This window comes from Paenibacillus sp. sgz302190 (assembly GCF_059820445.1).
Map to the genome: position 1 here is coordinate 1 of NZ_JBZYAO010000016.1, position 21,907 is coordinate 21,907.

The 21,907-nt window shown below is 48.2% G+C and carries 22 protein-coding genes; 17 read left to right on the top strand and 5 right to left on the bottom strand.

The features are described 5' to 3' along the window. The 7 genes from AC6RNO_RS18360 to AC6RNO_RS18390 all read left to right on the top strand — a co-directional run. A partial coding sequence (locus AC6RNO_RS18360; protein ID WP_497106292.1) for a polymorphic toxin-type HINT domain-containing protein occupies positions 1 to 1,277 on the top strand: 1,277 nt, incomplete at its 5' end. A 12-nt stretch (positions 1,278 to 1,289) separates the two neighbouring features. Continuing rightward, positions 1,290 to 1,580: a hypothetical protein gene (locus AC6RNO_RS18365; protein ID WP_497106293.1), complete on the top strand. Its 291-nt coding sequence runs from the start codon at positions 1,290 to 1,292 to the stop codon at positions 1,578 to 1,580. Positions 1,581 to 2,014: 434 nt separating this feature from the next. Continuing rightward, positions 2,015 to 2,194, top strand: coding sequence for a ribbon-helix-helix protein, CopG family (locus tag AC6RNO_RS18370; RefSeq protein ID WP_474687059.1), 180 nt, complete (start codon positions 2,015 to 2,017; stop codon positions 2,192 to 2,194). 139 nt (positions 2,195 to 2,333) lie between these two features. Beyond that, the gene (locus AC6RNO_RS18375; protein WP_488435944.1) at positions 2,334 to 2,642 is read left to right on the top strand and encodes a DUF6809 family protein; all 309 of its coding nucleotides are present in this window, start codon (positions 2,334 to 2,336) and stop codon (positions 2,640 to 2,642) included. Positions 2,643 to 2,961: 319 nt separating this feature from the next. Next, positions 2,962 to 3,387: a hypothetical protein gene (locus AC6RNO_RS18380; RefSeq protein ID WP_497106294.1), complete on the top strand. Its 426-nt coding sequence runs from the start codon at positions 2,962 to 2,964 to the stop codon at positions 3,385 to 3,387. Between the two features lie 251 nt (positions 3,388 to 3,638). Then, the gene (locus AC6RNO_RS18385) at positions 3,639 to 9,053 is read left to right on the top strand and encodes an RHS repeat-associated core domain-containing protein (protein ID WP_497106295.1); all 5,415 of its coding nucleotides are present in this window, start codon (positions 3,639 to 3,641) and stop codon (positions 9,051 to 9,053) included. Next, positions 9,053 to 9,376, top strand: coding sequence for a hypothetical protein (locus AC6RNO_RS18390; protein ID WP_497106296.1), 324 nt, complete (start codon positions 9,053 to 9,055; stop codon positions 9,374 to 9,376). The genes AC6RNO_RS18385 and AC6RNO_RS18390 overlap by 1 nt, the downstream gene beginning before the upstream one ends. A 187-nt stretch (positions 9,377 to 9,563) precedes the next feature. On the opposite strand, the gene AC6RNO_RS18395 is transcribed toward AC6RNO_RS18390, so the two are convergent. Further along, on the bottom strand, positions 9,564 to 9,785 hold the full coding sequence (locus tag AC6RNO_RS18395; RefSeq protein WP_497106297.1) for a helix-turn-helix domain-containing protein: 222 nt from the start codon (positions 9,783 to 9,785) through the stop codon (positions 9,564 to 9,566). Between the two features lie 895 nt (positions 9,786 to 10,680). Between AC6RNO_RS18395 and AC6RNO_RS18400 the strand changes: the two genes are divergently transcribed. After that, the gene (locus AC6RNO_RS18400; RefSeq protein ID WP_497106298.1) at positions 10,681 to 10,914 is read left to right on the top strand and encodes a hypothetical protein; all 234 of its coding nucleotides are present in this window, start codon (positions 10,681 to 10,683) and stop codon (positions 10,912 to 10,914) included. A 291-nt stretch (positions 10,915 to 11,205) separates the two neighbouring features. Continuing rightward, positions 11,206 to 11,547 carry a hypothetical protein gene (locus AC6RNO_RS18405; protein WP_497106299.1) on the top strand — a complete coding sequence of 114 codons (342 nt, stop codon included), beginning with the start codon at positions 11,206 to 11,208 and terminating at the stop codon, positions 11,545 to 11,547. 180 nt (positions 11,548 to 11,727) lie between these two features. Here the strand turns inward: AC6RNO_RS18405 and AC6RNO_RS18410 are convergent, their stop codons facing one another. After that, on the bottom strand, positions 11,728 to 12,618 hold the full coding sequence (locus tag AC6RNO_RS18410; protein WP_497106301.1) for a hypothetical protein: 891 nt from the start codon (positions 12,616 to 12,618) through the stop codon (positions 11,728 to 11,730). Positions 12,619 to 13,001: 383 nt separating this feature from the next. Beyond that, the gene (locus AC6RNO_RS18415) at positions 13,002 to 13,268 is read right to left on the bottom strand and encodes a YkgJ family cysteine cluster protein (protein WP_474687176.1); all 267 of its coding nucleotides are present in this window, start codon (positions 13,266 to 13,268) and stop codon (positions 13,002 to 13,004) included. A gap of 116 nt (positions 13,269 to 13,384) precedes the next feature. Between AC6RNO_RS18415 and AC6RNO_RS18420 the strand changes: the two genes are divergently transcribed. From AC6RNO_RS18420 to AC6RNO_RS18450, 7 genes are all read left to right on the top strand, one after another. Continuing rightward, positions 13,385 to 14,194 (top strand): GNAT family N-acetyltransferase, encoded by an 810-nt coding sequence (locus AC6RNO_RS18420; RefSeq protein WP_497106302.1) that lies wholly within the window; start codon positions 13,385 to 13,387, stop codon positions 14,192 to 14,194. Positions 14,195 to 14,224: 30 nt separating this feature from the next. Beyond that, complete coding sequence (locus AC6RNO_RS18425) at positions 14,225 to 14,632, top strand: VanZ family protein (protein WP_497106400.1); 408 nt, start codon at positions 14,225 to 14,227, stop codon at positions 14,630 to 14,632. Beyond that, a complete protein-coding gene (gene csaA / locus AC6RNO_RS18430) occupies positions 14,620 to 14,949 on the top strand; it encodes a chaperone CsaA (RefSeq protein ID WP_497106303.1) in 330 nt (109 codons plus the stop codon). Before AC6RNO_RS18425 ends, csaA begins: the two co-directional genes overlap by 13 nt. 298 nt (positions 14,950 to 15,247) lie before the next feature. Next, a complete protein-coding gene (locus AC6RNO_RS18435) occupies positions 15,248 to 16,228 on the top strand; it encodes a type 2 periplasmic-binding domain-containing protein (protein ID WP_497106304.1) in 981 nt (326 codons plus the stop codon). Continuing rightward, positions 16,225 to 16,500, top strand: coding sequence for a hypothetical protein (locus tag AC6RNO_RS18440; protein WP_488436904.1), 276 nt, complete (start codon positions 16,225 to 16,227; stop codon positions 16,498 to 16,500). Before AC6RNO_RS18435 ends, AC6RNO_RS18440 begins: the two co-directional genes overlap by 4 nt. A gap of 83 nt (positions 16,501 to 16,583) precedes the next feature. After that, complete coding sequence (gene pelA / locus AC6RNO_RS18445) at positions 16,584 to 17,543, top strand: pectate lyase (RefSeq protein ID WP_497106305.1); 960 nt, start codon at positions 16,584 to 16,586, stop codon at positions 17,541 to 17,543. Between the two features lie 52 nt (positions 17,544 to 17,595). Further along, positions 17,596 to 18,123: a YfiT family bacillithiol transferase gene (locus AC6RNO_RS18450; protein ID WP_488436924.1), complete on the top strand. Its 528-nt coding sequence runs from the start codon at positions 17,596 to 17,598 to the stop codon at positions 18,121 to 18,123. An 842-nt stretch (positions 18,124 to 18,965) separates the two neighbouring features. On the opposite strand, the gene AC6RNO_RS18455 is transcribed toward AC6RNO_RS18450, so the two are convergent. Further along, the gene (locus tag AC6RNO_RS18455; protein WP_497106306.1) at positions 18,966 to 20,225 is read right to left on the bottom strand and encodes a hypothetical protein; all 1,260 of its coding nucleotides are present in this window, start codon (positions 20,223 to 20,225) and stop codon (positions 18,966 to 18,968) included. Further along, positions 20,212 to 20,778 carry an RNA polymerase sigma factor gene (locus AC6RNO_RS18460; protein ID WP_474687188.1) on the bottom strand — a complete coding sequence of 189 codons (567 nt, stop codon included), beginning with the start codon at positions 20,776 to 20,778 and terminating at the stop codon, positions 20,212 to 20,214. Before AC6RNO_RS18460 ends, AC6RNO_RS18455 begins: the two co-directional genes overlap by 14 nt. 159 nt (positions 20,779 to 20,937) lie before the next feature. Between AC6RNO_RS18460 and AC6RNO_RS18465 the strand changes: the two genes are divergently transcribed. Continuing rightward, on the top strand, positions 20,938 to 21,807 hold the full coding sequence (locus tag AC6RNO_RS18465; RefSeq protein ID WP_497106307.1) for an RNA polymerase sigma-70 factor: 870 nt from the start codon (positions 20,938 to 20,940) through the stop codon (positions 21,805 to 21,807). The last annotated feature ends 100 nt before the right edge of the window (positions 21,808 to 21,907 follow it).

Here is a 21,907-nt window from a genome sequence, read left to right on the forward strand (position 1 = left end):
CACTGTTAGACGAAGTAAAGGACTTGCGTAAGCAAGAAGAAAAACAACTTGTTATGATTCGAAATGTAAGGAAAGGGTATGATGAGACTTTATCGCGGCTAGATACTATAATTGAAGAAAACAGCGAGGTCATCGAGAAAGCGGATAGAATCTTAGCCAAACATGGTCACTCTGAAGTTACCGATACGCCGGAGGAGAAGCATAGCAGACTCCAAGATGCGCTTGAGCAAGTGATTCTTGGGAATTTTACAGATAAGGTGACGACGGAAGGAACAATAGCTCAAGTTCTTTTGGGACTTACCGGATTGGATTTGCCGGCAGATGTGAGAGATGTGTCTGCAGATCTTATAAACTGGGAGTGGACATGGGGACACGCAGGACAGACAACACTGGATGGAATCGGACTTGTACCGATTGTTGGCGTCTTGAAAAGCGGAGACGAAGTGTATACCCTCGTTAAGGGAGTTAACAAGCTTGAAAAACCTGTTGCTGACGAAGTTACGGATCTGGAAAAATCGGCTAATAGGCTAGTGGGTGGATGCAACTGTTTCACTGCCGGAACCAAAGTTTTCACAGACGAAGGGGAGAAAAATATCGAAGACATTGAGGTCGGAGATAAGGTTCTTTCCAAGAATGAAGAGACTGGGGAACAGGCTTACAAGGAAGTTGTCCAACTGCATCGCAATATGAAAGATACTACCTATAAGTTGTCGGTGGGCAATCAAATTATTGAGACAACTGATAATCATCCATTTTGGGTTGATGGCAAGGGATGGGTACTTGCTGTTGATTTGAAGGTGGGCGATGAGTTAGTTCAAAGCAACGGAAATCATCTAAAGATTGACAACATTGAAATCGTGCATCACGATGAAAAAGTAAAGGTATACAACTTTACTGTTGCTGATTTCCATACTTACTTTGTAAGTAGTCTGGGAATTTGGGTTCATAACATTAATTGTTCGTTTACGAACGGGGAACTGTTTGAGACTTCTCTTAAATCGAAATCAGGTGTTTCAATAAAAGGGGTTGCAGAAGTTGAAATAAATGGTACTTCGTTAACATTAAAGGATATAGCTATTTATCCTGATGGGATAAGCGGCAATGATGCCAAAAACCTTGTTGGTGCTAGGGATATTGTAGCGTGGAAAAATCAGGTAATAGCCTTGGCGAAGGAGCAAGGTTTTACCGAATTAAAAATTACTGGGATGAGAGCACCTAATTCCTCGTCTGCAAATCCTGGCAAGACTATTGATATGATTATTGATTTAACAGAATAGGGGGTAGGGAATTTGTTTTCTAAAGAACAAGTTGAAGAGATAGATGTATTAAAAGAATTATGTCAAGGTATCAAAGTAGACGGAATACCCATTGATTGTTTCGAAGTACTTTCTGATATTGCTCACGGGAAGAAGGAATTTTCAAAACTATCATCGGAAGATTTATTGCTACTGAATGAGCAACTTAATGATTATAAAGAATTTTGGAGGAATGCAGAGTGGTTTGATAATCGAATATTTCTTGATTTATTACCACAGCTACAAAATGTAATCAAAAATGAGTTGATAAAATATCAAAAGTGAGATTTAGACCTTGGGGATTACCTCAAGGTCTTTTTTTTCTACGACAGCATAATTAACTAACAACACGTCTCGTCCCATTCCTGCTCCAATGCAGCGAGATATGCTTTGGGATCCCGAATAAAGCGTCTACGATCTACACTTTCGTTCAAACGAGAATCCCACTCCGAGGAGGACTGTGTCAAAGATGAAAAATGTTTCTTAGGCACTTCTGGATTCTCTTTGTAAATCATTGCAATTCGGATACGCTCGCTTATTGATAAATCGTGTTCCAAAGGCGGCAAATTAAGCGCCTCACTTTCCCGATACGAGACAGCAGTCTCGTGTCAAAAGTACTAACCTGCCAAGAAAGAAAGCAGTGAGTAACGGGATGATTGCATTGACTTTTTGTCCCAACAATAATATATTATTGTTGGGACAAAAAGTGGGGTGAAGCGATGTCCTCCAAAAAGATGGGGCGTCCACCATCTGACAATCCCAAGAGCGAAACGATTAAGATACGTGTCGATCAGGAGATTATGAGCAAGCTCGATGCTTCCGCCGAGAAGCTGAATACGACACGTTCAGATATCGTCCGCAAAGGGATTGAGAAGGTGTATGACGAGCTCCAAAAATAAAGAAGGAAGCGGCGCGTCCGACGAAGAACAATGCCACTTCCTATCCCGCAACCGCTTGAATAAGCAGGCTGCATAAATATCCTACCATGTGCAGAAATCTCATTCAAGCGACGCGATTGACAATTATGGGAGGATGAACATGAAAACGATTCTGGAAGCCCTGTACCGTGGACAACTTCATCCCGATGAGGTGATTGTACCGTCTCATCCTGAATATCGTCCCCTAAGCCGACAAGTGGCTGCACAGACAAAGCAATGGCGAGAACGATTAGGTGAGGAAACGTTTCGTGAGTTGGAGGAGTATTTTGACCTGTGCGACAGCGTTGATAGTATGCATGTTGAAGCGGCTTTTCTGCATGGATTCAGGCTTGGAGCCAATTTAATGATTGAGGTCATGAGCCAACGTGAGGAGTTAATTCCCGGTGCAACTTCAGGTTTGTCATTATGATGATAATAGCGACACATTGACGGTTGTAGATGCGCATGGGACAACCTAGCGCTATAATTGCTTTGAAATTGAAAATGCGCTTGATATGCACACAGCGTGGATGATGCTAGATGGGCAAGAGATAACGCAGTAGCGAGTTATCTTCACTAAAGTAGGCTAGCGACCTTCGCGAAAGTCAATCGAACAAATGGCCCCTTATGCGATGCAATCATAGGCAGAGACGGGAATCCCCGCCTCTGTCACCATAGCCCAATTCATCCAGGAGAGCACATATGACTGAAGAAATCCCAAAATTTAAGGGATAATGAGGAGGATGACCATGGAATTTGTAATAAATCCTTATATCGGAGCCGGAAGTATCTTGCTTGGAATGACTTCTGAGGAAATCCAAGAAGTACTGAATTCTCATCCTGAAAAATTTCGTAAGTCTAACACTGCTGATTTTGAAACAGACGCTTACAAGTTGTGCCATGTGTACTATAGAAAATCAGGGGTATGTAATGCTATTGAGTTTTTCTCTCCTGCTTCAGTAATTTTTAATGGGTATAGCCTTCTCGGTAAATCTTATGCGGAAGTCAGGGATATGATAAAGCAATTTGATAATGCGTTAATATGTGATGTAGATGGTTTTACTTCCATAAAGTATGGATTTGGAGTATATGCTCCATTCGCTGAAAAGGAACCAATAGAGCCTGTAGAAGGGGTAATTGTTTTCGAGAAGGGTTATTATGATTCCATTCTGTAGAACACCCAGGCGGCTGGATAGAGAAGTTCAGTAAGCAGCGTCGTTTTGAAACGGAGTACATTTCAAACAACAACTGGTATTTAATTCGAACAAGGTAAAGCTTATCTAGCTGAACCGAGCATCTACCCCAAGTGAGCTAACATCTCTTGGGGGTTCTTTTTTATCCCCGCTGTACTGTGCTACCGACGTAAAGAGCTATTTTCAGCGCTTCGCAGCCTGCAAGCGCCGCAAAACCCGAATGATCCAAGCCTATGCCTACGGGGAACAGGACCTTGCAGCTGCACAAAGCAGCGGACGGCGATGACAACGTCAGAAGGTATGCATACGACGTGAGGTCCCAATTGATCGGGGAGTCCTTGCTTGTAAAGACCTCCGACCTTAGTCTCGACTACTTGTCCGGCGCTAAATACGACAATGATTATACGGATCGGGTTCTTTCAACCACTGCCTACAGTTATTACAAAAACGGCAGTTTGAAGAGCCAGACGGACGCGCAAGGACGTTCTACACAATTTGAGTACGATTTTGACAAAAAACCGGTGAAAAAGATCGACTCCTTGCATGGAACGGCTCTGTATCGTTACGACGCGAACGGCAATCTGCTGGAAGAACAGAATGCGAATGGCGTCTCCATCGTGTATGAGTACGATGCGTTGAACCGGTTGATCCGCAAAAAGACGCCGGCTGCGGACGGCTCCCTGGCGACAACGAGATACGTCTATGATGCTGTCGGCAACTTGATCAAGCAAGTGATGCCGAATCAATATGATCCGGCATACGATAACCCTGACTCAGTCACAAGCTTGGCGGGTACGGCCTATGCATTCGATGCGATGAATCGCCGGACAGCTACCTTCTCGCCTGACGGCAGCGGCATCGAATATATGGAGTACGACGCTCGCGGGCAAATCCGCAAAGTCGCGGACGGATTGAGATATACAGGGGATATGCAGACGTCTGCGGGAACCGTTTTTGCTTACGACGGGCTGGGACGCGTGGTTCGCAAGACAGATGCTTTGCAAAATAGTACGGATTACGATTATGACGTGCTTGGCAACGTGATTCGAACCGTGGATTCGCTGGGCCGTGAGACCAGCTATGCCTACAACGCCGACAGCACGCTGCACCAGGCAACATTTGCCGACGGGGGAACGATCGCCTACGCGTATGACGGGCTGGGCCGCAAAATCGCCGAAACGAATCAGTTAGGCAATACGGTCACTTACACATACAATGCTTTCGGTAAAGAAAAGACGGTGAAAGACCCGTACGGCGATTACACGGAAAGCAAGTACGATCTGGTCGGCAACCTCGTCTCTTTCAAAGATAAGCGGGGCAGCGTGACGCTTCTCCGATACGACGCAGCGAACCGGCTAACTGTCAAAAGAACGCCGGTCGACCGGGACGGAAGCGGCAGCACCATTTATACCGTAGAGACGTATGCGTATGACGCCGTGGGAAATCTGCTGAAGAAAACCGTGACAGGTTCGAAGGATGCGGCGTTCCTGCGGGAAACGACCTATACGTACTACGATAATAATTTGCTCAAAACCGTTTCCGACAACAGTGGCGCTTACACGCAAAGCGATTACGACAAGAACGGCAATCTCGTCAAGACGCAGAAGCTGCGGGAAACGTCGGTTTACGATGTGGAGAAGTTCGAGTATGACAACTCGAATCGGTTAGTGAAGCGGATCAAGCTGATGGATGAAGCTGATTTGGATGCGGCAAGCTTGAGTGACGCCGCGGCGCTGCGGGATGCCGAATATGCGGGCAAAATCCGCATCATAACCGGTTACGAGTACGATGTTCTCGGCAACCGTACGAAGCAAATCGATCCGCGGGCGTACCGGTATGCGGGGGGAGAGCAGGAGCCGTATATCATCGCCTACACATACGATGCGCTGAACCGCGTGGATAAAGTGATCCGCAAGGTGAACGGAGCCGACGTTTACAAGCAATACACCTACGACAAAGTCGGCAATCGCGTGGCGGAGCGGAATGAGAGAGGTTTTGTCACACAGTACGCTTTTGACGCCTTAAACCGTATAGGGCAGGTTACAGACCCTGAGCAGCATACGTTCACATACAAATACGATTTGGCCGGCAACAAGCTTGTGGAGACGAATGCCCGGAACAACAGCATGACGTACGGATATGACAAGCTGAACCGTCTTGTTACGGTGACTGACCCTTACGGCATTGTCATCTCCCGCAACATGTACGACGCCAACAACAATGTAATCAAAAAGATCGACGCGAAAGGGTATCTTTCAGGCAGCACAGATGAAGAGCGATACGGCTGGCTGTACACGTATGATTTGGCCGGACGCGTCATCCGCACGGTGGACCCGGAGATCGCCGCACAGAACAAGCCGGAGAGGTTCACCGCTCTGTACCAATACAATCCGGCGGGCGAGAAAGTCAAGGAGACGGACGCATTAGGCCATGCCAAATCGTACGATTACGATCCTGCCGGACGTCTCATCCGGGTCACCGACCCGTTAGACGTAAGCGTTGCATACAGCTACGACATGGCCGGCAACAAGCTGGACATGACGGACGGCAAAGGGAAAGTCACCCGCTACCGCTACGGGGCGTTCGGATTGCTGCGTTCGGTCACGAACGCGTTGAGTCAGTCGATCGCGTATCGCTATGATCTGGCTCTGAACGCAGCGGAGATGACCGACCGCAATGGCACTCATACCCGTTATGTGTACGACAACAGGAACCTGCTGCTGGAAAGAACCGTCAAGGAAACAGGCGATTCGGTCGCTTATACGTACGACGAAGCGGGCAACCGGGCGTCGATGACCGACGAGAGCGGGGCAAGCAGTTATACGTACGACGGGAATAACCGTATCCTGCAGATTTCCAAAGGCGGGACTACACAGATTGCCTACACCTATGACGCCGTGGGCAGCATCGAAACCGTCACAGATTCCAAAGGCTTCGTTACATCCTACACCTACGACAAGTCAAGCCGGATGGCGAGCGTATCGTTCCAAGGCAAGACGACTGCCTACACCTACGACGAGAACGGCAACCGCACGTCGATTGCTTACGAGGGTGGAGTGAAGGAAGAGTATGCGTTTGACAAAAACAACCGGTTGATGAAGCTCGTGAACAAGAAGCCGGACGGCAGCCTTATATCCGAGTACGCTTACGCATACGACGACGCAGGAAGACAAACGGCGAAAACCGACAGCTACGGCACAACGAATTACAGCTACGATGCGGCGGGAAGAATCGAAAAAGCCGAGGCGCCGGGCAAAACGACCATCTACGCATATGACCGAAGCGGCAACCGGCAATCCCAGAGCGAGACGTACACGTCCGAACAGCCGAGCGGCTATACGGACCCGGTGAGCGGCACGGAAGTGAAGTACCTGATCAAGAAAAGCGANGTCTACGCGTATGACCGAAGCGGCAACCGGCAATCCCAAAGCGAGACGTACACGTCCGAACAGCCAAGTGGCTACACGGACCCGGTGAGCGGCACGGAAGTGAAGTACCTGATCAAGAAAAGCGAGTACATGTACGACGGCGTCAACGAATTGCTGCAGCTCGTCGAGAAAATGAGCGACGAAGCCGGCAAAGCAGTGCTGGAGAAAACGACCAGCTACCTGTACGACAACAACGGCAACGAAATCCGCCAAAAGGTCAGTTACCTCCGTCCGCATAACCGGGACATGCGGCGAGTGACCGGCGGGAACCCGTACGGGGACGAAATCGAAGGCGACATCAGCAGCCTGATCGAGAAAGTCAGCAATACGTATGACGGCTTCAACCGCTTGAAGCAGGTGGAGAGAGTCAAGGCAGGCGAGCGGGTCACGGTCGAGTACGTCTACGATGGCGACGACCTGCGGACTCGCAAGACGGTACGAAGCTCGAAGGACGGCTACGCGGCGAAAGTGACGAACTACTTGTACGATCGCCAGTATGTTATTCTGGAGACAGATGGGGCTGGCGCGGTGCAAGCCCGCTATGTGCGCGGCATCAACTACATCGCCCGCATCGACGCGGCGGACAAGCTCTCCTACTACCTGTTCAACGGCCACGGCGACGTGGTGCAGACGGTATCTGAGAGCGGCGAAGTCGAGAACCAGTATGACTACGATGTGTTCGGGAATGCGACGTTGACGGTGGAAACGTACGCCAACTCTATCCGTTATGCAGGCGAGTTTTATGATGCGGAAGTGGGGTTGTATTATCTTCGTGCGAGATATTATGATCCGTACATTGGGCGGTTCAACTCACAAGATAGCTATTGGGGTGAGGATCATAATCCGTTAAGCTTGAACTTGTACACGTATGTGCACAATGATCCGATCAATTTCTGGGATTCAACAGGGCATTGGGAAGAGAATGACAAGAAACTTAACGTAGAAGCGCAAGCCAAAATTATTGCTCTCACGAGTGCCTATTACAACGCGCAAACACCTCAAGAGAAAAAAGCGATTCAGGCACAAGCAAATGGGGTGCGCGAAGACGCCGCTTCGTATAAAGCAGTTGTAACGCCGCTCTCCTTTAATAACGATTCAATTAAGAGTGTGAATAGTAAGGCCGATGCATCACGAGGTTACATGACCGAAAGCGAGTGGAAATCCGCCGTGGCGGCGGCAGGCATTCAGACTAGCGAGCCCGTTAAAAATGCCAGTCAGTGGGGTGGTACCTCCACGACAACCGTCACTACGATTGGCCGAACGAATTTAAGTGTAAGTTCCAGTTATTCTTACTCTTACAATTCGGATACTCAGACCTCAACTCAGAGTTCGAAGGCTAGCCTTGATCTTTCATATAATGTAACGGGTAATGAAGCTAGGTTTATTACTAACATAGGTAAAAATTCAGGGTTAACTCTAGAGCAGTCTTTAGTGGTCTTAGACACGATGGAGAGAAACGGTGGTACGATCACGGAAGATGACTTTAAAGACATAGGAATCGACTACACGCCAGGATTGGGTGGCACCAAGCAATTGTACGAAATGGAATATGACCTTAGCCAAAAAGGATCGAGTATCTATGAAGCTAGCGAGTCATTCAGGCAAGATATGGTGGGTAGAATTGATGAAGCGTTCGGTCTTGCTGTTTTTGGATTACCTAGTGGAGGGTTTAAAGTTAATTCCGGACGTCCCAGCGATGTCGTATCTGTGAAATCAACGACAACTGACACGAGTACAAACACCGAGGTGACAGGACAAACTTCAAGTGGGTATAGACTTAAGCTGAACTTGCAGTATTTTGGTGAGGGCAAGGGCAAGGGTAAATTCAAAGGAGTTGAAGTTGTTGCTCCCAAAAATCAGTTAACAGAATTAGATGAAATTGATTTAAATAGTAAAACTATTTTTGAGGATAAAAATGCTTCTGGTTTATACATGTCAAACCCGACTGTACCACAAACAGAACAACAATGGGCGAAAAAACAGATTTATAATAAAACGGTAAATAGAATTGATACCATTCAAAATGCTGAATCAACAAGACCTACAACAAATGGAAGCCAAAGTGTTCCATCAGTCAGCGATATTCAAAACATAAATAACTATGTTTTTAGGATAAATGCTGATACTCCTGCGTTAAGAACAGCGGTTCAAAATGAGATTAATCAATTAAAAATCAAATATCCGAGCTATGATTTTTCAGCTCAGTTTGGAGACCAATAATGTCTGTTAGTGTGTTTAGAATGAATCCAGAGGATGATTCATTTGAACTAGGTTTTGAAATACCAGTATCTCGCGAAGAATTCTTTACAAAGTTCTGGCAACCAGCTATTGAGGAGTTAAAAATTTCTGGGATTCAGAATGGAATAGAATTAAGAAAGGAGCAGTTGGAATCTATACTTCTGGAGCTAGAAAATTTGAGAATATGGGCACAATCTAATCTTAAGAATAGTGATTTGGAATATATGGTCACTAGGATTGATTTGCTTATTAAAGAATTGCCATTAGCTTTTAAAACAGATGATACCATTTTATGGATTGGATAAGTGAGGCAATTAACATCTCAAAGAACTTGGATTGGATAGCTTCATGCTTATGTGAAAAACCTTGATCGGCTCATGCCTTTCAAGGTTTCTTTTTATCCGCCACGATATCGAAAATTTGCGGAATTGGATGGCTCCTGTAGAGAACATCATCGAATCACAGGCTCTACTGCCGCTGAGTACCGAAGCGTTATGATTGCTTATCATCCACATCCTCCATGACAATCAAATCATGGATATGTATGTTCAATGCCCTACATATTTCTTCGAGGGTGCTAATGTAAATTCTATCAGTTGTTCCTCTACACAGGGCATTAATTGTGCCGGGACGCATGTTAACCTTAAATGCAAGTTGGCGTTGTGAGATACCCTGTTCATCTAAAATTTCTTGTAATCTGACTTTGATTCTCATTTTGTATCTTCTCCAATGGGTATATACAACAATATACCATGATTTGTGAAAAAATACATTGCGTGTTACGCTGTAGCGTCATATAATGATGTTGTGACGTTGTAACGTAACGGTAGGGGGCGGGATGAATGTCAACGGACACCAGAGTATCGACAAGCGGACAAGCCGAAGACGGCTACAGCTTATCGTATCAGCAGGACGAAATCCACTCCTATTGTTAGGCTCAAGGATGGAATATGATTCACGTTTATGCTGACGAAGGCATTAGTGTGGGACTAAAGTCGATGAAGACATGCTAGAGGTTGACAGAGTTACTTTCTAAGCAAGTTAGCCGTCCTTGTAACCCGAACATCGATGCGATTGTCGTATTCTATACAAGCCGCTTATGGCAGTCTGGCATTGTGAGGATGTTTGTTCATTGGGAGTTTAAGAATTATAGCGTAAATGTAAGAAACATCGAACAGTCAGCATACAGCATTTACAGGAAAGACGCCTCTGATTTCTTAATCAATGGGCTTACTGAATTGCTCAAGGCCTAACAACGGTTAGAAATCAGTATGAAGTTAAACCTTGGCCGTAACAAGAAAGCCCGAGCAAGGCGGTTATGCCGGAAGGCGGGTGGCGCTCGGGTACAAAGCCAAGAAGGGGCAAAAGGCAATCAAAATCAACTGACAAGAAGCAACAGCCATACAGCGGTTGTTTGAATTAAAGGAATTGTTCCCGGATTAGTCATTATCCCAATTGGCGTATCAAATGAGCTATGACGGCTTTACCACTCAGGAAAGTATAAGTCAAACGTATCCTTGACCACTAAGATCTTATCAAGGGTTGTATCTCCACGGCGATATTAAAGCCAATAGAATTCATCAAGCCAGCGGGGAGGGGGCGAACATCAATGGGAGAGCAGGCCGATTACGAGCAAGAAGAACAATGTTTGCTTGGTATAATTCAAGTATGCGAGACATGCAAACAAGTGGTTTTTGATTTTGTCAGACGGCAAAACGGTGCAACGAATGGCCTTATGGTAGAAGACATGTTACTGGGCATTTTTAAAGTGGAAATGGAACAACGGGAGAGTTTACTTCATCTTCAATTAGCCAAGGCAGGATTGCGTCGTACTGACACTTAGCAACCCAGATTTTTATAGCGGTAATGGAGATATATAAACGAGTGATGTGCATGTTGCCATTCTGTTGACGGGAATGGATGTAGAGACTTGCGTCCCCCTGAGAATCGAAAGGTTAAAAATACGACTTCTAGAGAATATCTTGATGAAGCTACGGGATTTAAAGTCAGATTTGATCGATCATATTTATAATCCAAATAGTACTGGAAAAATGCATTATATTGATAAGAATGGGAATCCAGTCCCGTAGGGTTCAAAACCATCTCATATTGTACCGGAAAAGGAATGAATAAAATGAAACCAACTGAATTTTTTGAAATATACAACTTGCATGACAGTCTTGTAAATAATGTTTATTTTAAAGATCAGAAACTAATTTTGGAGTTAGAATTGTGTAACTGGAAACAGTCAAATTATAGAGAAGAGCAGCCCGAGATAACTAATGGGTTACTAACTTTTTCCAATGTTCAAGAATACGAGACAGAACCAAAATTATTCGTTCCTGACAGCAATGAAATACTAGAAGTTACAGTTACTTCAACGAAAGAAAACCCTGCTTTAGAGCAAGTAAAGCTAGTACTCACAAGTGAAAATGATGGTATTATTGTTAACTTTGAAACTACAGGAGTTTTTTAGGAAATCGTATAGTAGTTTGTAGGTAGACAACAAGCCCCGGCCCTCGTTTATGGTCTTCTTTTTTTCAAAGAGCTTTACAGACTCGCTTCGGCCAAAATAGAAAAAGCGCCTCAAACGAAGGCGTTAATGCCCAAGTTAGAGGTGCTTCCTCAATATCACGAGTAAAATTATTTGAAGGTTTTAACCAACCTGAACACCCAAGTTCCGAAAAAATCCCCGCATATTCTGCATGTATGAGTCCTGAGTAGCGGAAGCTTCCTTAAGAAGATTTTGCATACTGTTCATAAATGCGGAAGCCGAAGTCGTATCAGCTTTGTCAAACCGATTCTTTAACTGTGTGTTATTTAACAGTTCTTCAGTCTGTCCCGTACGTTCCTTGTATTTGTTAATCCATTCGGGGTGTTGAGGGACCTTTCGCGCAAAACTTAACAGTTGACTCAGTCCATTACCTCCACCTTTAATGTCATTCATGAATGCCGCATATTGTTGAGGATCCGCCTGTTTCATCACTTCCGACAGTTTGACGTAATCCTCAGGAGCACCTAACGGACGATCTGTTGGAGTCGTGTAACTAATATCTCCGCTCTCTGGATCAATGGATCGTGTCAAAGCAATTCTAGCTATCTGGTTCATGGTTTCCAGAAATTCTTTGGCCTTATCGCCCTTCATATAATGGTCAGCAATATACTTGGATTGGGAAACTCCCATCTCTAGCAATACAGCCCGCTGATTCTCATCCGTTACCGTTCCGTCGACGATAAAATTGGATTGAATCATATTGTACACTGCATTGGACACTTCTTCTGGCTGACCTTCCAAAACACGGTTTAATGAATCATTGATCTGTGTTGTACCGAAATACTTGGCAGCCTGTGAGACAATAGCTCCTTCCGCCAGTTGTCTGCCAGTCTCACTAATCTCCATAGAGTCTTGAACAACGAATCGGGAGAGTTTTTCTTCATGAAGCTGGGGTGATGGAACTCCTTGCTTGCTTGCCGGATTTATCCGTAAGCTACTAGAGTTAAGAACCGCTTGTTGTGCTCTAAGAGGCCCAATATTTCCTCCTGTCATGTTTGTAACAGGCAATCTGAGGCGTATGTATAATGTAAAGTTACCCTGTTTGTATTATATATCGGACAAAGCATATATGGAATGAATATATGGCTTGTCCCAAAAATGAACAAATATTGAAAAAAGCTATACTGTGGTGATTTCTTTATGAGTCGATCCATCACCCGCCATAAATACTATAGGCAAAGTGATATACATTATCTGTGTCTATAATCGAAGTACCCGACACTTGAGCAGTTACCCCTGGAAGATCATAGTAGTGTGTAAAACTGATGGCTCCAGGCAGGTATTCCGCAATACTTCCAGTTGAAGATGGCAGGGAAAGATCTTATGCAAAACTAGACTTGCTCCTGCCTTCGGCGTCTCCCCTCATTCTAATTGTTTTAACCGCAGGCGGGCGGTTTCGTGATCTCTTCGAGAAAAGCCAAGCGGCGAAAAGCTTCCTCATCGGTTTGCCCGCACATATCCGGCGAAGGCTGGAGGCTGCGGCACACGTCGGGCCGATCGGGATGGCCGAACAGCTTGCAGGCGTTATCGGCCGTAAGCTGGACGCAGCGGGCGCCCGCTGGCTTGCCGTTCGGCATGCCGGGTATGGGCGAAGAGATAGAGATGACGATACAGCAGGCGGCACATCCGGTACGACATTCCATCAGGAAATTACCTCCAAAATAAGTTATACTCTTACTATAGCATGCATTTACTTCAGATATTTTCGGGCGGAGTGAAAAATACATACGGGTATTTTAACCGATTAGGAGGATGTGCGATGCCGCTGCTTTGGGACGTTGCTGCTGCGGAAGCGATTGAAAGCTCTGAAATTGACTACATGGTTGATCGGATGACGGCTATCCAAGAGCGGCCGGGGAATCCGATGGGGGTGGAAATCCGCGCTTTCGGCGGCGCGACCGCGTTTTACAGCCAAAAGATGCCTTGGCCGCAGTTCAATACGGTAAAAGGAATAAGCGCCCGCGAAATCGATCTGCTGGACGATATTTTGCAGTTTTATCGGGAGCGGGAGGGGCGGCCTCAATTTGAAATTACGCCTTTAAAAGCGAGCGGCGAACTGTTCGGGGCGCTGTCCGGAAAAGGCTTTTGCCAGTCCGGTTTCCATGCAAGCCTGGCCGGCCTGCCTCATGAGTGCGGACCCCGGGAGGCGACGGCGGGGGTGACGGTTCGTCCGCTGGACAAGCACGAGTTCGATTTGTATGCCGAAATTCATTGCCTGGGGACGGGATTGTCTCCGGACGGCAAAAGTTTTGTGGCGGCAAATAACAGCGTCCTTTTCGAAAGGGAAGGCTGGAAGTTTTTCATCGGACATGTTGGCGGGGAGCCGGCGGGCGTTGGCGTTATGTATATGAAAAGCGGGCTCGCTTCATTGACTTTTGCCGCCACACTTCCGGCGTTCAGAAACAAAGGCGTGCAAAAAGCGCTGATCGAAAGAAGGCTGCATGAGGCTGAGAAGCATCAATGCCGGCTAGTGGCCGGACAAGCGTCGTACGCTTCGGTTAGCTGCAGAAATATGCAGCGGGCAGGCATGCAATTGGCGTATACGAGAGCCACCTGGACGCAGAGGTAGCCGCCTGTGCTTAGATTGGTTCGATATACTATGATTTTGTATGCTTGCTGCCTGATATATTGGATGTTTTTCGGATTTGGAAGAAGTCATGCCGGTTTCAGCGAATATCGGTATAATTTGATTCCTTTCCGGACGATTGACGACTATTTCTTCAACAGGGAACATTACCCGCTAAAAACATGGATCATCAACATCGTCGGAAACATCGGTGTGTTCGTACCGTTTGGATTGGGCCTGCCTTATTTGTTCCGGTGGCGTTTTGGCAAGTTTATTTCAGTCATGTTGGCCGGGGTATTCGTACTGGAATTGCTGCAGCTCGTTACAAAGCGGGGAAGCTTCGATACGGATGACATTATTTTGAATGCTGCGGGAGCGGGGTTGGGGTATGCCATGTTTGCGATTTTTTTGGGAAAGAGGCAAAAAGTATGGCAGCGATAGATGAGTTTTTATCTTTGGATATTCGGATCGGTACGATCGTGCAAGCGGAGCCTTTTCCGGAAGCGCGGAAACCGGCGATTAAGCTAGAAATCGATTTCGGGGAGCTTGGCATCAAACGGTCCTCGGCGCAAATTACGCACAGGTATCGCCCGGAGACGCTGATAGGCCGGCAGGTCGTGGCTGTGGTGAATTTTCCTCCGCGGCGCATCGCCGGGTTCCAGTCGGAAGTGCTCGTGCTGGGCGGAACGCCGGAAGAAGGCGACGTCGTGCTCTTGCAGCCCGATGTCCCGGTAGCGAACGGCACGCCGATTGCCTGAGCGCGACGGCTGGGAGCTGAGAGGCGCGCAGGACAAGCATCCTGGTCGGAGAGTCAACCGGGAGAGGAGCCCCTGAAGCCGCAAGACGGTGGCCGCTCCGGGATCCGGCCCGAGACGGCGAAGACGGCGCAGCCGCCCATGAACGGGTTAAGAGGCGCAAAAGCCTGCGAAAGTGCAGGTTTTTTCTGTAGAAACGGTTCATTTTGGAGAAAGCCTGCGAAAATGCAGGTTTTTTCCTTGAAAATGAACTTGAGCCCCTGTACGTGACGCAAAACCTGCACAATTGCAGGAATTCGTCGTGAACAGTGCATTGAGGGTGCAAATTCATGTATTTTTGCAGGTTTTTCTTCACAACTACCGGGCAGATGTGGCCGTCGGCAGCGAAGATTGGAGCGAAAATAATGCGCTTTCAAAAATCGCGTTACTAAACTCATCTGCTAAAACTCTTCTCAACGTTAAGAAGGAGGCCCGCAAGGATTACGATGGTTTAGGTTCCCCTTGGCAAGTATATAGCGCCGTCATTCATTACCGAAAGGACTGGTTGGATGCGCTGAATCTCCAGTCCCCCAAAACATTGGACGATTGGTACAATGTAATTAAAGCGTTTACTTTAGATGACCCTGATAAAAACGGAAAAAATGACACCTATGGCATTATGCTGGAGAAAAAATACAACCAGGATGTTAGCTCTACGTTGACACGAATTTCTGTTTCTCAAGGAGGACCAGCTAAATGGAAGGTTGAGAAGGGCATCTTTACGCCGGAGTTTATGACTGAACCTTTCTTTGAAACGCTGAAATTATTCAAACGACTGTACAATGAAAACCTGATCAATCAGGATTTCCCTGTCGTCGATACGGCGGAAGTGGATAAAGCTTACGAATCCGGCCGCGCAGGCATTCGTATTTCCGGCGGCAATGCGCAAAGCTGGCAGGATAAAATCGTGAAGGTCGTTCCGAATGCGGTCATCGGAGCCGCTCCCGTGGAAGGGGCGAATGGCTGCCGAGTTCCCGGGGAAAGCGGCAATTCCGGCTTCTTGGCGATTCCTAAATCTTCCGTGAAAACAGAAGCTGAGTTCAGGAAGGTGCTTTCCTTCGTAGACAAGCTGCTTGATCCGCAACTGGCGAATCTAATCGTGAAAGGCATCGAGGGCAAGCACTATGCGGATAAGGGCGAATTCACGGAACCTCTTGACCGCGACGCGGATTTGAAAGAAGTGAAGCCATACCGGGATACGCTCCGCATCGTGGCGAGAGCTACAATATTGCGAAAGCGATGAAGCAGCCGGATCTGTTCCGCAGGAGCCAGGAAATTAGTCAAACAAATGAACAATTTATTGTGCCGAATCCGGCTTTGACGCTTAATTCTGCAACGTTCTCCGAGCGAGGCAAGGAATTGGAACAGATGATAACGGACGCTGAAACCAAGTTCATTATGGGCAAAATCGATGAGGCCGGTTGGAAGGCTGAAATTGAGAAGTGGAAGGCGGCAGGAGGCAATAAAATGATTCAGGAATATCAAGAATCGTATACCCAGAGCCAAAAGAAATAATGCAGATGCAATAAAGGGGGTGATGCCAAAAAGGATACACGCGATTTTCGATCACACTATGAAAAGGTAAAGGAGAATTTGAAATGAAAAAAAGTACGATAACTGTTGCTTTAGCTTTCTCTATGTTTCTTTCTGTACTGGCCGTATTATTGCAGCCTGCTTCAACCGTTTGGGCTGCGGATGCTTCGGGCACTACGGCAAGCATCTCGGATATTCTGAACAACCAGCAGTCTGATGGCGGGTGGAAGAAGGACTACGCGGAAACAAGCGGCGAATGGGCCAAGTCCACCATTGATAACAAAGCTACCTATACGGAAATCAGAAGATTGGCGAGCGAATTTAAAAAAACCAATAACAGCAAATATTCCGCTGCAGCCATTAAGGGCATCAATTTCCTGCTCAACATGCAGTATGCCAATGGCGGGTGGCCGCAAGTTTACCAAAGCTCCGGTTATCATACACACATTACCTACAATGATGATGCCATGATTAATGTTATGATCCTGCTGGATGAGGTTGCAAATAAAAAAGGAGACTTTTCATTCATTGACAGCACCCTGGCCGGCAAAAGCAAACAAGCTGTCGCTAAGGGAGTAGATTGTATACTAAAAACGCAAGTCGTGACAAACGGTAAATTGACCGCGTGGGGACAACAGCATGACTCCAGTACACTGAAGCCTGCAGGGGCAAGAATCTACGAGGTTCCTTCGCTCAGCGCCAAGGAAAGTGTGCCTATTGTGAAATTCCTGAAAAGCAGAACGTCCACTACGCAAATCGCCGCCGCCATCAAAGCCGCCGAAGACTGGTTCAAAGCGGTCAAAATTACCGGAATCAGTGTCGTCAAGACCGGTAATGATGTCATTGTTAAAAATGATCCTAGCGTAAAAACGCCGATCTGGTCGCGTTTTTACGAGCTTGGCACTAATAAGCCCATATTCGTAGGCCGTGACGGCGTCGTGAAATACAAGCTCAGTGATATTGATCAGGAGAGAAGAACAGGCTATCTGTGGTATGGTACCTGGCCATCAAGTATAATAAAGTAATGAGGGGCAAGGAGCGCTATACTAGGTGAAAATGATTCAGGAGGTCGTCATTATGGATGAATTGCGTTATCCGATCGGATTGTTCGAGCACGAAGGGGATATTTCCGGGGAGCAGCTGCAGCAGTGGCTGGCCGACATCGAGTCGGCTCCGCGCAGACTCGCGGAGGCTGTCGCAGGACTGTCCGATGAGCAGTTGGACACGGTTTACCGGCCCGGAGGCTGGACGGTGCGCCAGGTGGTCCATCACGTCGCGGACAGCCACATCAACAGCTACACCCGTTTCAAGCTGGCTTTAACGGAGGATGAACCGACGATCCGGCCCTACTACGAGGAACGCTGGGCCGAGCTCAGCGACGGCAGATCCGCGCCTGTGGAGCTGTCGCTGTCGCTTCTGGACGCGCTGCACCGCCGCTGGATGCTCCTTTTGCAGTCGCTGCATAGCGAGCAGCTGGCGCGCACGTTCATTCACCCGGCATCCGGCGCCACGATCCGCCTGGATTGGAACATAGGCCTCTATGCATGGCATGGCAACCATCATATCGCCCACATCACCCGCCTGCGCGATCGCATGGGCTGGTAAAACGCACAAAACCGTCGGCAAGCTGCGCTTGCACGACGGTTTTTTTTCACTTAGCCGGCTCGGCGGCGTGATAAAGCCTGCGAAAGTGCAGGCTTTATCGATTTCAATGCGGCTGAGCGCATGTATTCGCAGGAAATTGCTGCGCAATTTGCAGGAATCCTGCGCAGCAGGCCCATCGGCGCGCAAAAGCCTGCACTTTATACGAAAATAGAACGCAGTATTTTCATACTATGGAGTGACGGCCACGGCGTCATGGGGGTTGTCAGAAGCGATAGCCACAATCTGCCTGGCTGAACAAAGAAAACCTGCAAAAGTACATGAATTTGCGTCCTCGATACGTTGGCCGCGAAGAATTCCTGCAATTGTGCAGGCTTTTCAGCCGGGACATGGGCTCAGGCTCACTTTCAGCGAAAATTCCTGCACTTTCGCAGGTTTTTCGCCAAAATGAGGCGATTCCACAGGAAAAACCTGCACATTTGCAGGTTTTCTCGCTATCAAGCCGCCTCATGCCCAGGCTCAGTTGTGCAGTTCCACGACTTACGCCGGGGGAGGCGCGCACCCAGAACAAGCGGCTGCGCCCCTAATCGGGCCCCTCTGGTTCCCCTAACCCCTGACAAAGTGTCGTGACCTTCCGGGGCGGTCTGATTTTTGCAGGCTTCCATTCTACGCGCTGCCAAATGGTGTGCCGCCTCCTGCGTGCGAGCTTTTCAACGCTCTGGACAATCGCCGCATGCTTTTACGGAAAGGATCCGCACGGAGCGCATCAAGGAGCAAACAGATGCGATTTCGCAAGGTTTTCCGCGCATGAGTCAGCCGGGCCGGGTGTTGCTCTATTCACGCTGCTAATAGGACAAATATTTGGCTGCTTTATCGATCCAGTCCTGTACGTAGTGGTCGGTCGCCCATTGGGCCATGACCAACTGTTCGCCGGGCTGCAAGTCGACCGTCAGCTGCGGGTCGTTGTTCGGCGCTTGGCCGAAAGGATAAAATTTCAGCTTGCCCGACTCAAAAATAACGATCATATCGTTCATCGGCGAAGTCAGGGCATCGGTTGCGTTCGGCCAGGATGCTTTGATATCCATCCAGGAGGAACCGAGCTCATCGTGGCTGACGACTTTATCCGGCAGCTCGCGAGGGAAGTCGTGCAGCGTGTAGCGGTCCGGCGACGTTGAGCTAGCCGGCGGCGTCTCCGCGACTTTGCCGATCCAGCGGCCGGAAGCCCGCGCAATCGTCCAGCTTTGGCCGGTAATCTCGCTGGACTGCCCTTTCCATTGCTTTTGCTCGGAGAGCTTGACGAGAACGTTCTTGGCGCTGGAATCGTATACGTCTGCGATGGCCACATGATTTTTGTCGGCAGGCTTATTATAAAACTGGGTGGTATGCCCTTCTTTCAGCTGGGGCAGCGTGCGCACCCAAATTCGATCGGCTTGATACGGTGCATTGCCGTGCCAGGCTTCCTCCGCTTCGGTGACGGATAAATACTGGTTGCCGGCGAACACGAGCGTTTCGACGCGGGTCATCTTTTCTTCCGGATCGTCGACAAAAACTTCCGGCTTGGCGGGCTGATCGGCCAGATGCGCGGACAAGTAATGAATTTCGTCCGTCTGCGTTTTCGCGACAAGCGAATCGATTTTCCAGAAATTTTGCTTGTAGGGCATGAGAATGCCGCTGCCTTCGGACGTTTTTTGCAGCTGCCCGCGGACAGGGGCGATCAGCATCGTTCTGTAAGTGCTGTAGCGCAGCGTTTCGGGCTTCCGGTCGCTGTCCTGGTTTTCCTGCTCCGTCCTCAGCCCGATCAGCAGGGCGGTATTGATCGGCGCCGGCGTAGTGACGAGAGTCTGCGCCTCTGCGCTGGCGACAGTCTCCGCGATGGAAGCGGCGTTGCTTTTCGAGTTGATGGATTCCCACGGAAAAAGCAGAAAAACCGCAGTAATCGCGCCCAGGCCGGCAATGCAAACCAGAGGCATGATCCGGGGTTTGGAGCGTTCTTTTCGTTCGATGGCGGATTCGATCTCGCGCTGCATGTCTGGCGTGAATCCGGGTACTCTTAAAGGTCCCGAATCCAAATCGTTATGTAAATCTTCCGGATCAGGAGAGTTCACGCGCTTCACGCTCCTTCAGTTGAAGCACCTTCAGTCTGGCGTGATGGAGCCTGGATTTAACGGTGCCTTCCGATATGTTCAGGACGGCGGCCATTTCTTTGGTCGAAAGCTGGTAATGCGCGTGCAAAATCAAAATTTCCCTGTACTTCGCAGGGAGTGAAATCACTTTTTTCCATATATCGCTGGCGTACAGCTTCTCCATCGCTTCCGTCTCCGCGGAATGGTGCGTCCCTGCGGAATGGATGAAGCCGACAAGCGTAACTTTGCGCCAGAACGCTTTGCGCAAATAATCGTAGGCGGTATTGCGGGTAATGGTAAGCAGCCAAGTCTTCACGGAAGCTTCGCCGCGGAATGTGGTCAGGTTGCGGTATACTTTAAGAAAAGCGTCCTGGGTGATGTCGTCGGCCAGGTCCATATTGCGGCAGATGCTGAACGCATAGTTCCATACATCGTTGCCGTAAGCCTCCATCAAATTGCGCAGAATCGCTTTTTGATCCGTCGTTTCGGATACATATTTCAAATAATCGAATACATGGACACCGGTCGTCTCCATACTCTCACCTCTCCTAAATTAGACGCAGTGGAAGTCAAAAAAGTTCGCATTGTCGAATAAAAAAATTGAAGTCACAAAATGTGCCCTTCAACCGTCTCTATGAATGGGGTTCGGATCAGGTATACTGAAAGGTAACATTGAAATCAAGGAGTGAATCCTTTGGATATAGAACATTTGTACCATCAATACAAGCCGCTTCTGTTTTCCATCGCGTATCGGATGCTGGGTTCCGTCGCGGATGCGGAAGACATGGTGCAGGATACGTTCATGAACGCGCAGCAGCTTGAGCCGGAGCAAATGCGGCATGCGAGAGCCTATCTATGCAAAATGGTGACCAACCGCTGCATCGATTACGCGCAGTCGGCGCGCAAGCGAAGAGAGCTGTACGTAGGGCAGTGGCTGCCCGAGCCGCTTATGCTCAGCGACAACGATCCGCTGCATGCGGTCGAACGGGAAGAGACGCTCTCGTACGCGTTTCTCGTTTACATGGAGAAGCTGAAGCCGGTCGAGCGGGCCATTTTCATTTTACGTGAAGCGTTCGAGTACGATTACGCCGATATCGGCGACATCATCGGCAAATCGGAGACGAACTGCCGGCAAATTTTCAGCCGGTTGAAGAAAAAGCTGCACGACGAGCAGCAGTCGCGGATTCATGCGGCCGGGCCGGTGCGCAGCAATCTGGCCGAGCAATTTTTGCACGCTGCGAATACGGGCGATATGGAGCTGTTCCTCCGCTCGCTGACCGAGGATGTCGTCGTTTATTCCGATGGCGGCGGCAAGGCGAATGCAGCGATACGGCCTATTCCGGGACGCGAGCGCGTCACGAAATTTTTGCAGGGAATCAGCGCCAAATACGCCGAAACGCAAACTTATCATATCGCTCCGATCAACGGCGAGGACGCTATTCTTGTTGCCGAGCAAGGAAAAATCGTTACGGCCATCCAATTTGAAATGGATGAGCGCGGCGGCATCCGCCACATATTTTTTATGAGAAATCCGGATAAGTTGCATGGATTGTATATTCCATAAACAGAATTCGCAATCGGCACGGGTTTTAAGTCCGGCTGCGGCAAATTGACCGAGGGTTGGCACTCTTTTTGGAGGAGTATGACGGCTAAAGGTAGAAACC

What these genes read in the sequence shown, in the direction of transcription:
- AC6RNO_RS18390 (WP_497106296.1), top strand. Translation starts at nt 9,053, where the DNA reads ATGTCTGTTAGTGTGTTTAGAATGAATCCAGAGGATGATTCATTTGAA.
- AC6RNO_RS18450 (WP_488436924.1), top strand. Translation starts at nt 17,596, where the DNA reads ATGGATGAATTGCGTTATCCGATCGGATTGTTCGAGCACGAAGGGGAT.
- AC6RNO_RS18410 (WP_497106301.1), bottom strand. Translation starts at nt 12,618, where the DNA reads ATGACAGGAGGAAATATTGGGCCTCTTAGAGCACAACAAGCGGTTCTT.
- AC6RNO_RS18375 (WP_488435944.1), top strand. Translation starts at nt 2,334, where the DNA reads ATGAAAACGATTCTGGAAGCCCTGTACCGTGGACAACTTCATCCCGAT.
- pelA (WP_497106305.1), top strand. Translation starts at nt 16,584, where the DNA reads ATGAAAAAAAGTACGATAACTGTTGCTTTAGCTTTCTCTATGTTTCTT.
- AC6RNO_RS18395 (WP_497106297.1), bottom strand. Translation starts at nt 9,785, where the DNA reads ATGAGAATCAAAGTCAGATTACAAGAAATTTTAGATGAACAGGGTATC.
- AC6RNO_RS18460 (WP_474687188.1), bottom strand. Translation starts at nt 20,778, where the DNA reads ATGGAGACGACCGGTGTCCATGTATTCGATTATTTGAAATATGTATCC.
- AC6RNO_RS18400 (WP_497106298.1), top strand. Translation starts at nt 10,681, where the DNA reads ATGGGAGAGCAGGCCGATTACGAGCAAGAAGAACAATGTTTGCTTGGT.
- AC6RNO_RS18370 (WP_474687059.1), top strand. Translation starts at nt 2,015, where the DNA reads ATGTCCTCCAAAAAGATGGGGCGTCCACCATCTGACAATCCCAAGAGC.
- AC6RNO_RS18440 (WP_488436904.1), top strand. Translation starts at nt 16,225, where the DNA reads ATGAAGCAGCCGGATCTGTTCCGCAGGAGCCAGGAAATTAGTCAAACA.
- csaA (WP_497106303.1), top strand. Translation starts at nt 14,620, where the DNA reads ATGGCAGCGATAGATGAGTTTTTATCTTTGGATATTCGGATCGGTACG.
- AC6RNO_RS18425 (WP_497106400.1), top strand. Translation starts at nt 14,225, where the DNA reads ATGATTTTGTATGCTTGCTGCCTGATATATTGGATGTTTTTCGGATTT.
- AC6RNO_RS18405 (WP_497106299.1), top strand. Translation starts at nt 11,206, where the DNA reads ATGAAACCAACTGAATTTTTTGAAATATACAACTTGCATGACAGTCTT.
- AC6RNO_RS18420 (WP_497106302.1), top strand. Translation starts at nt 13,385, where the DNA reads ATGCCGCTGCTTTGGGACGTTGCTGCTGCGGAAGCGATTGAAAGCTCT.
- AC6RNO_RS18415 (WP_474687176.1), bottom strand. Translation starts at nt 13,268, where the DNA reads ATGGAATGTCGTACCGGATGTGCCGCCTGCTGTATCGTCATCTCTATC.
- AC6RNO_RS18380 (WP_497106294.1), top strand. Translation starts at nt 2,962, where the DNA reads ATGGAATTTGTAATAAATCCTTATATCGGAGCCGGAAGTATCTTGCTT.